Origin of the sequence: Methylobacterium tardum (assembly GCF_023546765.1) — a bacterium.
Lineage (GTDB): Bacteria > Pseudomonadota > Alphaproteobacteria > Rhizobiales > Beijerinckiaceae > Methylobacterium > Methylobacterium tardum.
In genome coordinates this window covers 6,585,616-6,598,240 of sequence record NZ_CP097484.1, presented here as the reverse complement: position 1 = coordinate 6,598,240, position 12,625 = coordinate 6,585,616, and the positions used below count along the sequence as shown (strand labels likewise).

Below are 12,625 nucleotides of genomic sequence, written 5' to 3'. Positions count from 1 at the left end.
AAGATCTTGGCGCGCCAGCGGCTCTGGTTTCCGGGCTCCGCTACACGGCCCCCGGAATGACAGGACGTGGAGTCGCGACGCCGGATCGAGAAGCGGCTCGGCCTCCATTCGCGGACCCAAGGCTCCCCAGGCGAAACGGAAAGCGGCAAAGCCGCGCCCGGCTGCCCGGACGCGGCTTGTGTCGATTCATGCCGGCGGGAGCGATCCCGGCCCGGCTCAAGCGGCCTTCTTGGAAGCCACCTTACCGCCGCCCTTGTTGGCGACGACCTCGGCGAGCTTGGCCGCGAGCTTCGCGTCGAGCTTGCCCGCGGCACCGAGCGGCAGCTCGATGTCGAGGCCGAGGGTCGAGACGCCCTCGCCGCGCTCCAGCGTGACCTTCACCTTGTCGGGCTCGACCGCGACATGGTTGGCGATCACCGCCAGGATCTCCTCCCGGAGCTGGAGCACGAGGTCGGGGCGACCCGACTCGGCCCGCTCGTGGGCGAGGATCAGCTGCAGGCGGTCGCGGGCGACCGTGCCGGAATTGCGCTTCTGGAAGATCCCGAGGATGCTCATGCCGCCCTCCGCATGAACAGCTTGTCGAGGAAGGACTTGCGCTCGACCGGCAGGCTCATCGGCACCTCCTCGCCCTTCAGGCGGCGGGCCGCGTCGGCGTAGGCGCGGGCCGGGGCGCAGAGCGGGTTGTTGAGGGTGACCGGGCAGCCGAGGTTCGAGGCGCGCAGCACCTCCTGGCTCTCCGGGATGATGGCGAGCAGCGGGATCGACAGGATGTCGAGCACGTCCTCGGTCTTGAGCATGTCGCCGCGGTCGGCCCGGCCTGGGTCGTAGCGGGTGAGGATCAGGTGCTTCTCGATGTCCTCGCCCTTCTCGGCCTTGGCGGTCTTCGAGTCGAGGAGGCCGATGATCCGGTCGGAGTCGCGCACCGAGGAGACCTCGGGGTTGGTCACGACCACGGCCACGTCGGCGTGGTGCATGGCGAGCTGGGCGCCGCGCTCGATGCCGGCGGGCGAGTCGCAGATGACCCAGTCGAACTTGTCGCGCAGCTCTTCCATCACCCGGGCGACGCCGGCGTCGGTGAGCGCGTCCTTGTCGCGGGTCTGCGAGGCCGGCAGCAGGTGCAGGGTCTCGACCCGCTTGTCCTTGATCAGCGCCTGCGGCAGCTTGGCGTCGCCGTTGACCACGTTGATCAGGTCGTAGACGACCCGGCGCTCCGCGCCCATGATCAGGTCGAGGTTGCGCAGACCGACGTCGAAATCGGACGACGCACACGCTCTGTCCGCCTTGTGCCAGGGCTGCTCCGAGGGCCGCGGTCGTCGTCGTCTTGCCGACGCCGCCCTTGCCCGATGTGACGACGAGAACCTTTGCCACGCGTCGATCTCCCTTAATCCAGGCTTGCCATTCGGATGTTGCCGTTATCGAGCCAGACCTGGGCGGCCTTGCCGCGCAGGGCCGTCCCCATGTCCTCCGCCGTCCGCACGAGGCGGTCGATCCCCAGCAACTCGGGTTCGAACTTGCGGCAGTAGATTCGTGCGCGCGGGTTGCGCGCGGCTCCGGCGATCGCGCGTCCGCGCAGGGCGCCGTAGACGTGGATGGAGCCGCCGGCCAGGATCTCGGCCCCCGAGGAGACCGAGCCCATCACGGTCACGTCGCCGGTCGGGTTGATGACGCTCTGGCCGGAGCGGACCGAGCCCTCGACGGTGATCGAGGTGACCACCTGCGGCTCCGGCTCGGCCGGGACGCTCGGGATCTCGATCGTCTCGGACGGCTGCCCCTTGATCAGGAGCGGCGGCAGGCCCGCCGCGACCGTGTCGGCGCCCTCGATCCCGAGGACCGCGATGCCGCGGGCCTTGAGCTCGGCCATTAACGTTTCGAGCGCGTCCGGCTCGGGCTTGAGCTGGGCGCAGTCCAGGATGACGGCCCGGCCTTTCAGCAAAGTCGGCGAGCGCTTGAGCGCCGCGTCGAGGCCCGCGAGCCACTCGGGAAGCGGCGGCTCGGGGGAGAGGGCCAGGGCCTTGAAGGCCCGTCCGCGCAGGCTGAGCGGCCGGGGCGCGGAGGGAGAAGCCGCCTGGGCGGTCTCCGGATCAATCGGCTCGGGGAGGGTCTCGCTCATGTCCGCCCGTTAAGAGTCCTTACCGGACCATTGACGGCGGGTATGGTTACCGAAGGGTTAAGTTTCTGATCCGGTCGGCAAATTCTGCCGGGATCCTTGTATCGGTGCGGAAGAGGACACTTTCAGGTTCCGGCCGCGACCGTCGCAAGCGCGGTCGAGTGCTCTCGTCATCGCCAGCGCAGCGAAGCGACCCGGGGCGGCGCCATCACCGAAATCGGAGCGCCGACCGGATCGCTTCGCTGCGCGCGCAAGGACGGCACGGGTTTCGAGAGGCCGAACGGACCGCTCTCGCGAAAAGCCCCTCAGCCCCGCTCGAACAGGTTGAGCTTGATCGCATCCTCGAGGAGCCGGACCTCGACGGCCTGTCCGCGGAAAGCCGGGTCGAGGTCGTCGGCGGCCCGGTAGAGGCCGTCGATCGCCACGAGCTCCGGCTCGAAGCGACGGCACCAGATCCGCGCCGTGGGATCACCCGCGGCGCCGGCGATGGCCCGTCCGCGCAGTGCCCCGTAGACGTGGATCGAGCCGCCGGCGATCACCTCGGCACCCGAGGCGACGGCCCCCAGCACGGTCACGTCGCCTTCCAGATGCAGCACGGTCTGGCCCGACCGCACCGGCGCGTCGAGGATCAGAGAGCGCGCGACCTCCTTGGCCGGCGTCTCGGCCGGCGCGGCCTCCCCGGGCGTGTCGATCTCGCCCGCGGGGCGCCCGCCCGACAAGGCCGGCGGCGTTCCGGTTCCGAGGAGCGACGGCGCCGCGCCCTCGATGCCGAGGATCGCGATATTGCGGGCGGCGAGTTCGGCCAGAAGCCCGTCGAGATCCTCACGGCCGAGCCGCAATCCCCCGAGGTCGAGGATCACCGGCCGGCCGGCGAAGAAGTTCGGCGCGCGCCGGTTCAGGGCGTCCAGGTCGCCGAACCACTCGGACACGGGCGGCACCGGCGCCAGAACGGTGGCCATGAAGGAGCGGCCGCGGAAGCGGATCGGCGGGCGCGCCGGCTCGGATGTCGGCTGGGTCACGGGCGTGTTCGGTGTCGCTGCGAGGGTCGTCCGCATCCATGCGGCGGCGCGGCGCCGGGGGCAATCCCGCATCGCCCGGTGTGACGCCTTGGCGGGTGCGCGAGGCCGTTTCTGTTGTAGAGAGATGCGGCAGCCGAGCCGGACGGACCCTTGAGCAGCGCTACCACGCAAACCCTCAGACCCTTCGTCGCCGATGACTTGACACAGGCGAACCAGCGCCGGGCGGCCGATCCGCGCGCCTCGGCCTGGGTGTCGGCCAATGCCGGGGCGGGCAAGACCAAGGTGCTGACCGACCGGGTGGTGCGGCTGCTGCTCGACGGTGCGCCGCCCGGACGCATCCTGTGTCTGACCTTCACCAAGGCGGCGGCCGCCAACATGGCGATCCGCGTCTTCCGCCTTCTCGGGCGCTGGGTGACGCTGGATGACGCGGCCCTCGCCGCCGAACTCGCGGATCTGACCGGCGAGCGCGCCGGGCCGGATCGGCTGCGCATGGCGCGGCGCCTGTTCGCCCGGGCCGTGGAGACGCCGGGCGGCCTGAAGATCGAGACGCTGCACGCCCTCTGCGAGCGGCTGCTGCACATGTTCCCGTTCGAGGCCAACGTCCCGGCCCGCTTCGTGGTGCTCGACGACACCAAGGCGCGCGAGCTGTTCGAGATCGAGATGGCCAACGTCTTGGCCGACGCGGTCTCGAACGGCGACACGCCGCTGAGCGCGGCCCTCGCCCGCGTGACGCCGGAGGCGACGGGCGACACCCTCCGGGCGGCGATCCGCTCCGCGATGCGGGCCCGCGGCCTGATCGGTGACAGGGCCGGGCTGGACGACGCCTTCGCGCGCCTTCACGGCGCGCTCGGGCTCGCCGCCGAGGAGACCGCCGAGCGGATCGAGGCGGCGATCCTGGACGGAGGCCCCGGCTGTGCGCCGGACGACCGCGCCGCGCTGGTGGCGGCGCTCCGCACCGGCAAAGCCAACGACGAGAAGCTCGCGGACGCGCTCGCCGCCGCGGAGGCCGAGCGGGTGCGCTCCGAGGCTCTGCCCGACCGGAGCGAGGCGCTCGCGCTCTATCGCGGCGTGTTCTTCACCCTGAAGGACGAGCCCAAGGCCGATAGCAGCCTCGGGACCAAGAGCGTCCCGCCCGCCGTGAAGGAGGCCCTGATCGCCGAGCGGGAGCGGCTGGTGCCGCTGTTCGACCGCCTGCGCGCCGCCCGGGCCCATGCCCGCACGCAGGCGCTGTTCCAGCTCGCGGCCGAGATCCATCGGCGGGTCGAAGCCCAGAAGGCCCGGCTCGGCGCCCTCGATTTCGACGATCTGATCCACAAGGCGCTGGATCTGCTCGACCGCGTCGGCGCGGGCTGGGTCCTGTACAAGCTCGACCGGGGCATCGACCATGTGCTCGTCGACGAGGCGCAGGACACGAACCCGGAGCAATGGGCGATCCTGCGGGCGATCACGCAGGAATTCGCCGCCGGCGAGGGCGCCCGGACCGGGACCCGCACGCGCTTCGCGGTGGGCGATCCGAAGCAGTCGATCTACGGCTTCCAGGGCGCGGAGCCCCGGGAATTCGCCCTCACCCGGGCGGCCTGGATCGCCGAGTCGCGTTCGGCCGGCCTGACCTTCGAGGACGTCCCGCTCACGCTGTCGTTCCGCTCCACGAGCCTGGTCCTGCAGGCGGTCGACGCGGTGTTCGCCCTCGACGCGCACAATGAGGGCCTGTCCTTCGACGACACGGTGCGCAAGACCGTCCATGCCAGCGCCCGGCCCGGGGCGCCGGGCGCGGTCGAGCTGTGGCCGATCGCCGAGCCCGAGCCGGCGGCCGAGCCCGAGGCCTGGACGGCGCCGCTGGACGCGCCCGAGATCAGCGCCCCCGCCATCGTGACGGCCCGTCGCGTGGCGCAGGCGGTGCGAACCTGGACCACGCGCGGCGACGCCACCGGCCGGATCTGGCGTCCCGGCGACGTCCTGATCCTGGTGCGCAAGCGCGGACCCGCCTTCGAGGAGGTGATCCGGGCCCTGAAGGGGCTCGGGGTCCCCGTCGCCGGGCAGGACCGGCTGGAGGTCTCGGCCCATATCGCGGTGGCCGACCTCGTCGCGGCCGGACGGGCCGGCCTGCTTCCCGCCGACGACCTGACCCTCGCCACGGCGCTGAAGACGCCGCTCGTCGGCCTGACCGACGACGATCTGGTGCGGATCGCCGCCCGCCGCGACCTGTCCGATACCCTGGAGGACGCCCTGCACCGGCACGCGGAGGCCGGCGACGCGGCGGCGATCCGCGGGCGCATGGCGCTCTCCGACTGGATCCGGCTCGCCGGCCTTCACGGCCCGTTCGGCTTCTATGCCCGGCTTCTCGGCCCGCAGGGTGGCCGCGCGAAACTCGTGGCCCGCCTCGGCGGCGAGGCCGGTGACGCCATCGACGTGTTCCTCGCCGCCGCGGCCCAAGCGGAATCCGGAGAGGACGCGCCCTCGCTCGGCGGCTTCCTGGCGCGCTATGTCGGTGCCGAGGCCGGGCATACGGTCAAACGCGACCTCGAATCGGGTCGGGACGAGGTCCGCGTGATGACCGTGCACGGGGCCAAGGGTCTCGAGGCGCCGGTGGTCGTGATCCTCGACGGCTGCGAGCCCCTGGGACGCAACGATCCGCCGCTGCTGCCGCTGGCCATGCAGGGGGCCGTCCTGCCGCCGGTCTGGTCCGGGGGGAAGACGCAGGATTGCGCGGCCGCCGGAGAGGCGCGCGCGGCCCTGCTCGCCCGTGCCCGGCAGGAACACAACCGCCTGCTGTACGTGGCCATGACCCGGGCCGCCGACCGGTTGATCGTCGCCCCCTTCCGCGGCCACGAACGCGAGAGCGAGACGGCATGGTGCCGGATGATCCATGCCGGGCTGGAGAACGCCTTCGGCGCCGGCCGGTCGATCGAGCTGTCCTATGGTCCCGCGACCGTGTGGCACGACGGGATGGAGACGGCCCGCGAAATCGATGGGCCGTCGCAAGCCGCCACTCTGGACCCGGAGCCGTCCTGGCTGCGCGGCCCCGTGCCGCCCGAGCCGGAGGTGCCGACGCTCAGCCCGTCGGGCGCGCTCCAGGCCGCGGACGGCACTCGCGTGCCACCGCCACGCCTGGCGGATGCGCAGGCCGTGCGGCGCGGCATCCTGATTCACGCGCTCCTGCAGCACCTGCCCCGCGTCGAGCCGGCACGCCGGGAGGCCGCCGGGCTCGCCTTCGTGCGGTCGCGGGCGCCTGGATTACCGCGCCCCGCTATCTACAGCATCGTCCGATCAGTGCTCCGACTCATCGGCGACCCGGACCTCGCGCCGCTCTTCGCGCCCGAAGCGCGCGCGGAGGTCAGCCTGTCGGGGCGGGTGCGGACGGAGCAGGGCGAGCGCTCGGTCCAGGGGCGAGTCGACCGGATCTCGGTCACGGCCGACACGGTGCGCATCGCCGACTTCAAGACCGGGCGCCCGCCGGACGAGGACGCACCGCTGCCGCCGGCCGAGGCGGGCCAGATCGCCCTGTATGCCCGGCTCCTCGGCCAGATCTATCCCGGCCGGACGATTCGCCCCATGCTGATCTGGACCTCCGGCCCGGTGATCAGACCCCTCGATGCCAGCGATGTCGCGGCGGCCCTCGCGCATGCCGGGATCGTGACCTGAGGACGCGTCCCCCGCGCTCCGCCGGTGCCGACATGCGCCAGCGCACACGCGGCAGCGGGAGACGGGAGCCTGCTCCCGCCGGACCGACAGGACTTCTTGACCGCGCAGTCACCCGTCGCCAATTCTGGTCGGACCGCGCGGGCCCCTGCCCGTTCGACGCTGCCCGACCGGCGGCGACTTCCGAAAGGTGACGTTATGGCGACGGTGAAAGTAACCGACGCGAGCTTCGAGCAGGACGTTCTCAAGTCCGCCGAGCCCGTCGTGGTGGATTTCTGGGCGGAGTGGTGCGGCCCCTGCCGCCAGATCGGCCCGGCGCTCGAGGAGATCGCGACCGATCTTCAGGGCAAGGTGAAGATCGCCAAGGTGAACGTCGACGAGAATCCGCAGATCGCCGCCCAGTACGGCATCCGCTCGATCCCGACCCTGCTGCTGTTCAAGAACGGCGAGCGGGTTGACCAGAAGGTCGGCGCCGCCCCGAAGGGCGACCTGTCCCGCTGGATCGGCGCGCAGACCGCCTGAGCGATCCGCGAGGACGCCAAAAAGGAAAGCCCGGCCGCAAGGCCGGGCTTTCTCGGTTTCAAGACCCTGTTCTTATGAAGTCCCGGGCTTCTGCCCGGGACTTGACGTCCGGTCTCAGTACGAGCCGAACTTGTAGTTCAGGCCGGCGCGGACGACGGCGAAGGCGTTCTCGTCGCGACGGGCAGTGGCCAGCGAGTAGACCGGCAGGAGGCCGGCCGGAGTGACGGCAGCGCCGACCAGCGGGAACTGGGCGCGGTTGTTGCTGTCGAGGTTCACGTACAGGCCTTCCACCTTCAGCGTGACGGCCGAGGAGCGGAAGAAGTTCAGGAAGGAATCGGTCGGCAGGGCGTATTCGATACCGCCACCGACGGTCCAGCCGGTCTTGAAGTCGTTCCGGCGACCGGCGAAGTTCTGGAAGCCGACGCGCGCGCCGTCATCCGTGCCGGTGGCGTAGGCGAAACCGCCGGTGGCGTACACGAGGGTCCGGTCGAAGGCGTAACCGAGACGGCCGCGGACGGTGCCGAAGAAGTCGATGGTGTTGAGCGTGCCGTTGACCGGCACGAAGCCCGCGTTGATCGCGCCGGCGTTGGTGGCGAAGCGGGCGCGACGACCGAAGTCGAGGTACTGCGCGTCGGCCTCGAAGCCGATCACGGCGCCGTTGCCCGGGCTCAGCTGCCAGTTGTAGCCGATCTGGCCACCGCCGCTGAAGCCTTCGCGGCTGTTGTTGTCGTAGACCAGCGACGAGCCGAGCGGCGCGAGAGCAGGATAGGGCGCGAAGCCGGCGGGCGTCAGCACGACCGGGTTGCCGGGGGTCTGAACGAAGCCGCGGGTCGAGTTGCTGCTGGCGTCGAAGGCGTAGCCGGCGTTGATACCGAAGTAGGCGCCGGTCCAGGTGAACACCGGAACGGGGGTGAACACCGGCGGCGGAGCGCGGCGCGGCAGGTCGGCGGCCGAAGCGGCGGCGGTGAGCGCCGTAAACGCCGCAAGAGAGGTAACAAGCTTCTTCATTACTGTGATCCCCAGCATTAGCCCGATCGAGAGTGAAAATAAGCGATCGTGGCTTTCGGGGATGTAGCTTAGCTGCCACAGCCGGGGGAAAGCGTGGCCGTGGAGCGGCTTTCGCCGCGTTGATTGCGGCGAATCGGCGACGTTTGGAACTCGGAAACCAAAGTTCGCGAGATGTCCAGCGCCAAGCCCTGGAGCTGCCGGGGCAGCTCCGAACCGCCCCGGACTTGCGAGCACTCAGACCGGCGGCGTGTCGTTGGCCGCGAGGACTAAGCCGGCCAAGTACAGCGAGCCGCAGATCAGGATCCGCGGCGGCTGCTCGAAGGCGATGTCCTTCACGAGAGCGAGAGCAGCCTCGATGCTCGGCGCCGCGTAGGTCGAGAGGCCGACGCTCGCGCCGATCTGCGCCACCTCGTCCGCGGGACGTGCCGCCATCGTGCCGGTGATCGGCACAGCGACGAGCGCGCGCGCGAGACCGACGAAGTTGCGCAGGAAGCCGTCGGCGTCCTTCGTGCCGAGAAGGCCCACGATCAGCACCAGCGGCACGTCGCTGCGTTCGCCCAGATCGGCCATCGCAGCGGCCAGGATCCGGCCGCCATCGATGTTGTGGCCGCCGTCGAGCCACAGCTCGGTGCCGGGATCGAGCTGCGCGGCGAGGCGGCCGCGGCCGAGCCGTTGCAGCCGGCCCGGCCAATCGACCTCGGTCAGGCCCTTCTCCAGCGCGGTGATTCCGATGTCGCCGAAACCGGCCGCGCGCAGAGCCGTGATAGCGGTGCCGGCATTGACCAGCTGGTGGCGGCCGGCGAGCCGGGGGCGCGGCAGGTCGAACAGGTCCGTCTCATCCTGGTAGACGAGGCGGCCGCGCTCCTCGTGAACCGAGAAATCCTGGTTGCCCACCAGGATCGGTCCGGCGCCCACGGCCTCGGCCCGCCGGCAGAGCACGGCGTCGGCCTCGGCATAGTCCTGGGCGGCGATCACCGCCGGACAGCCGCGCTTGAAGATCCCGGCCTTCTCGGTCGCCACCGACTCGACGGTGTCACCGAGGTATTCGGCGTGGTCGCGGCCGATGGGGGTGACGACCGCGCAGGCGGGCCGCTCGATCACGTTGGTGGCATCGAGTCGGCCGCCGAGGCCGACTTCCAGCAACAGCACGTCGGCGGGGTTCTCCGAGAACAGCAGCAGCGCCGCGGCCGTGGTGATCTCGAACATGGTGATCGGCTCGCCGTCATTGGCGGTCTCGCAGCGCGAGAAGGCGTCGGCGAGCCGGTCCTCGTCCACGAAATGGCCGCCGCCGATCCCGCCGATCCGGATCCGTTCGTGGAAGCGCACGAGATGCGGCGAGGTGTAGACATGCGCGGCCAGACCGCCCGCCTCCAGGATCGACCGCATGAACGCGATGGTCGAGCCCTTGCCGTTGGTCCCGGCGACATGGATCACCGGCGGCAGGCGCCGTTCCGGATGGTTGAGCCGCCCGAGCAGCCGCTCGATCCGCCCCAGCGACAGGTCGATGGTGCGGGGGTGCAGCGCTAGGAAACGCGCCATCAGGGCGTCGGACGAGGCCATCGCGCGGGACTTACGCCGCCTCGGAGGCCGTGACCGGCGCACCGGCCTGGGCGACGTTGGTCAATAAGCCGCAAAGGCGCGTGATTGTCTCCTTGAGCTGGTGGCGATGCACCACTTGGTCGACCATGCCGTGCTCGCGCAGATATTCCGCCCGCTGGAAGCCGTCGGGCAGCTTCTCCCGGATGGTCTGCTCGATCACCCGCGGGCCGGCGAAGCAGATCAGGGCACCGGGCTCGGCGAGATGCACGTCGCCGAGCATCGCGTAGGAGGCGGTGACGCCGCCGGTGGTCGGGTTGGTGAGGACCACGATGTAGGGCAGGCGCGCAGCATTGAGCCGGCGCACCGCCACCGTCGTCCGAGGCATCTGCATCAGCGACAGGATGCCCTCCTGCATGCGGGCACCGCCGGAGGCCGCGAACAGCACGTAAGGGGTACGCTTCTCCAGCGCCGTCTCGGCGCCGCGGACGAAGGCCTCGCCGGCCGCCATGCCGAGGGACCCCGCCATGAAGCCGAATTCCTGCGCGGCCAGCACCATCGGCAGGCCACCGACTCGGCCGAAGCCGATCTTGAACGCGTCCTGCAGTCCGGTCTTGGCGCGCGCCTCCTTGAGCCGGTCGGCGTAGCGCTTCTCGTCGCGGAACTTCAGCGGGTCGGGGGCGACCTCGGGAAGCGCGACGTCGATCCAGGTGCCCTCGTCGAACATCATCTTCAGGCGCGCCTGGGCACCCATCTTGAGGTGATGCTCGGAGCCCGGAATGACCCAGTGATTGGCCTCCACCTCCTTGTGGAAGACCATCTGCCCGGTATCCGGACACTTGACCCAGAGGTTCTCCGGCGTCTCGCGCTTGAACAGAGTCTTGATCCGGGGGCGCACAACCTCCGAGATCCAGTTCATCGGTTCGACCATTGCGTTGCGTCCGTCCGCTTCAAGCCCGCGCAGATATCAGGATGGGGGCGCCCCACCGCCAGGGTTCAGGAGTGCGGCTCAGGCCGCCCGCTCGACACCGGCGGACCGCACCCCCTCGGCCAGCTCGCGCACGAGGTCCACGACGGCCGGCACGCTCCCGGCCTGCGGCCGGCCCTCGCCGTCGAGAGAGCGGACCAGGGCGTCGACCAGCGCCGAGCCGACGACGACGCCGTCGGCCCCCTTGGCAATCGCGGCCGCATGGGCGCCGGTCTTCACGCCGAAGCCGACCACCACGGGCAGGTCGGTGTGGCGGCGGATCCGGGCGACCGCCTCGGAGACCTTGCCGAAATCGGGCGTCGCCGTGCCGGTCACGCCGGTGATCGACACGTAGTAGACGAAGCCCGCGGTGTTCGCGAGCACCGCCGGCAGGCGACGCTCGTCGGTCGTCGGCGTGGCCAGCCGGATGAAGGCCAGTGCCCTTGGCCAGCGCCGGCAGGCACAGCTCGGCATCCTCTTCCGGCGGCAGGTCGACCACGATCAGGCCGTCCACGCCGGCCGCGACCGCATCCTCCAGGAACCGGTCGACCCCGTAGGTGTGGATCGGATTGTAGTAGCCCATCAGCACGATCGGCGTGCCGTCGTTCTCCGCGCGGAAGCGGCGGACGAGGTCCAGCGTGCCGGAAACGGTCTGCTTGGCCTTCAGCGCCCGCAGGCCCGCCGCCTGGATCGCCGGACCGTCCGCCATCGGGTCGGTGAACGGCAGGCCGAATTCCAGGATGTCGGCGCCGGCACCGGGGAGCGCCTTCAGGACCTCCAGGGAGGTCTCGGGATCGGGGTCGCCCGACATCACGTAGGTGACGAGGACGGACCGGTTCTCCGCGCGGGCGCGGGCGAAGGTGGCGTCGATGCGGCTCGGCATGGTCTGGCGGTGTTCGCGGTTGCGAGCCGAGAACGGCCCGGGGTTGCACCCGCGCTACACCAAAGGCGCCGGCCCGTGAAGCGGGCGGCCCTTGCAGCTTCGCTTCGGTGCCGACGGCCGTCACGCCCGCGGGCGCTTCGGCGTGTGCGACGCGGCCATGCGCGGCGGCCGATTGTCGAGGCCGCTGCGGCTGCGTAGCAGGTCGCATGTCCGAGATTCCGCTTCCGACGCGCCCCTTCTCCGCGCTGCTGTTCGACATGGACGGCACGATCATCAGCTCGATCGCCTCGGCGGAGCGGGTCTGGTCGCGCTGGGCCGAGGCGCACGGCCTCGACGTGGCGTCGTTCCTGCCGACCATCCATGGGGTGCAGTCGGTGGAGACGATCCGGCGCCTCAACCTGCCCGGTGTCGATCCGGAGGCAGAGGCTGCCGCGATCACGCGGGCCGAGATGGACGATGTCGGCGACATCACGGAGATTGCCGGGGCGCGGGCCTTCCTGAAGGCGCTGCCGCCGGAGCGCTGGGCGATCGTCACCTCGGCGCCCCGGGCCCTGGCGACCCGGCGCCTCGCGGCGGCCGGGATGCCGCTGCCCGCCCTCATGGTGGCCGCCGAGGACGTTCGTCACGGCAAGCCCGCGCCGGACTGTTTCCTGATGGCGGCGGAGCGGCTGGGCGTCGCGGCACCGGAATGCCTGGTCTTCGAGGACGCGCCGGCCGGCATCCAGGCGGCCGAGGCCGCCGGCGCGACCGTGCTGGTCGTCACCGCCACCCATCACAGGCCGGTGAGCGCCGGACACGCCGCGTTCCCGGATTACCGCGGACTCTCAGTCGAGGCCGCCGCGGACGGGATCCGCGTGATCGCGCGCACCTGAGCGGATCGGCTTCGCGGCCCTCGCGCAGGGCATTGACTTCACGCGGGCACAGCACGGCACTATCGGGCCCAC

9 protein-coding genes and 2 pseudogenes are annotated in these 12,625 nt (G+C 71.0%); 3 read left to right on the top strand and 8 right to left on the bottom strand.

From position 1 onward, the window contains the following. Nucleotides 1–216: 216 nt before the first annotated feature. The 4 genes and pseudogenes from minE to minC (M6G65_RS31620) all read right to left on the bottom strand — a co-directional run bounded on the left by minE (nt 217) and on the right by minC (M6G65_RS31620) (nt 3,066). A complete protein-coding gene (minE, locus tag M6G65_RS31635; RefSeq protein WP_238194183.1) occupies nt 217–555 on the bottom strand; it encodes a cell division topological specificity factor MinE in 339 nt (112 codons plus the stop codon). Next, nucleotides 552–1,368: pseudogene (minD, locus tag M6G65_RS31630) on the bottom strand (septum site-determining protein MinD). The gene minE and the pseudogene minD overlap by 4 nt, the downstream one beginning before the upstream one ends. Before the next feature lie 13 nt (nt 1,369–1,381). Further along, on the bottom strand, nt 1,382–2,110 hold the full coding sequence (gene minC / locus M6G65_RS31625; protein ID WP_238194180.1) for a septum site-determining protein MinC: 729 nt from the start codon (nt 2,108–2,110) through the stop codon (nt 1,382–1,384). Between the two features lie 302 nt (nt 2,111–2,412). Then, nucleotides 2,413–3,066, bottom strand: coding sequence for a septum site-determining protein MinC (gene minC, locus M6G65_RS31620; RefSeq protein WP_238194483.1), 654 nt, complete (start codon nt 3,064–3,066; stop codon nt 2,413–2,415). Between the two features lie 258 nt (nt 3,067–3,324). Between minC (M6G65_RS31620) and addA the strand changes: the two genes are divergently transcribed. Next, nucleotides 3,325–6,768, top strand: coding sequence for a double-strand break repair helicase AddA (gene addA / locus M6G65_RS31615; RefSeq protein WP_430929531.1), 3,444 nt, complete (start codon nt 3,325–3,327; stop codon nt 6,766–6,768). Between the two features lie 195 nt (nt 6,769–6,963). Beyond that, entirely contained in the window at nt 6,964–7,287 is a 324-nt protein-coding gene (trxA, locus tag M6G65_RS31610) for a thioredoxin (protein WP_010682902.1), read from the top strand. A 114-nt stretch (nt 7,288–7,401) separates the two neighbouring features. Here the strand turns inward: trxA and M6G65_RS31605 are convergent, their stop codons facing one another. From M6G65_RS31605 to trpA, 4 genes and pseudogenes are all read right to left on the bottom strand, one after another. Further along, nucleotides 7,402–8,295, bottom strand: a complete 894-nt coding sequence (locus M6G65_RS31605) for an outer membrane protein (RefSeq protein ID WP_238194177.1) — start codon at nt 8,293–8,295, stop codon at nt 7,402–7,404. A 234-nt stretch (nt 8,296–8,529) separates the two neighbouring features. Next, nucleotides 8,530–9,855, bottom strand: coding sequence for a bifunctional folylpolyglutamate synthase/dihydrofolate synthase (locus tag M6G65_RS31600; protein WP_238194175.1), 1,326 nt, complete (start codon nt 9,853–9,855; stop codon nt 8,530–8,532). A gap of 10 nt (nt 9,856–9,865) precedes the next feature. Further along, nucleotides 9,866–10,762 carry an acetyl-CoA carboxylase, carboxyltransferase subunit beta gene (gene accD / locus M6G65_RS31595; protein WP_238194173.1) on the bottom strand — a complete coding sequence of 299 codons (897 nt, stop codon included), beginning with the start codon at nt 10,760–10,762 and terminating at the stop codon, nt 9,866–9,868. Between the two features lie 78 nt (nt 10,763–10,840). Further along, nucleotides 10,841–11,681 (bottom strand): annotated as a pseudogene (gene trpA / locus M6G65_RS31590) (tryptophan synthase subunit alpha). Nucleotides 11,682–11,887: 206 nt separating this feature from the next. Here trpA and M6G65_RS31585 point away from each other — a divergent pair. Beyond that, complete coding sequence (locus tag M6G65_RS31585; protein ID WP_238194167.1) at nt 11,888–12,553, top strand: HAD-IA family hydrolase; 666 nt, start codon at nt 11,888–11,890, stop codon at nt 12,551–12,553. The last annotated feature ends 72 nt before the right edge of the window (nt 12,554–12,625 follow it).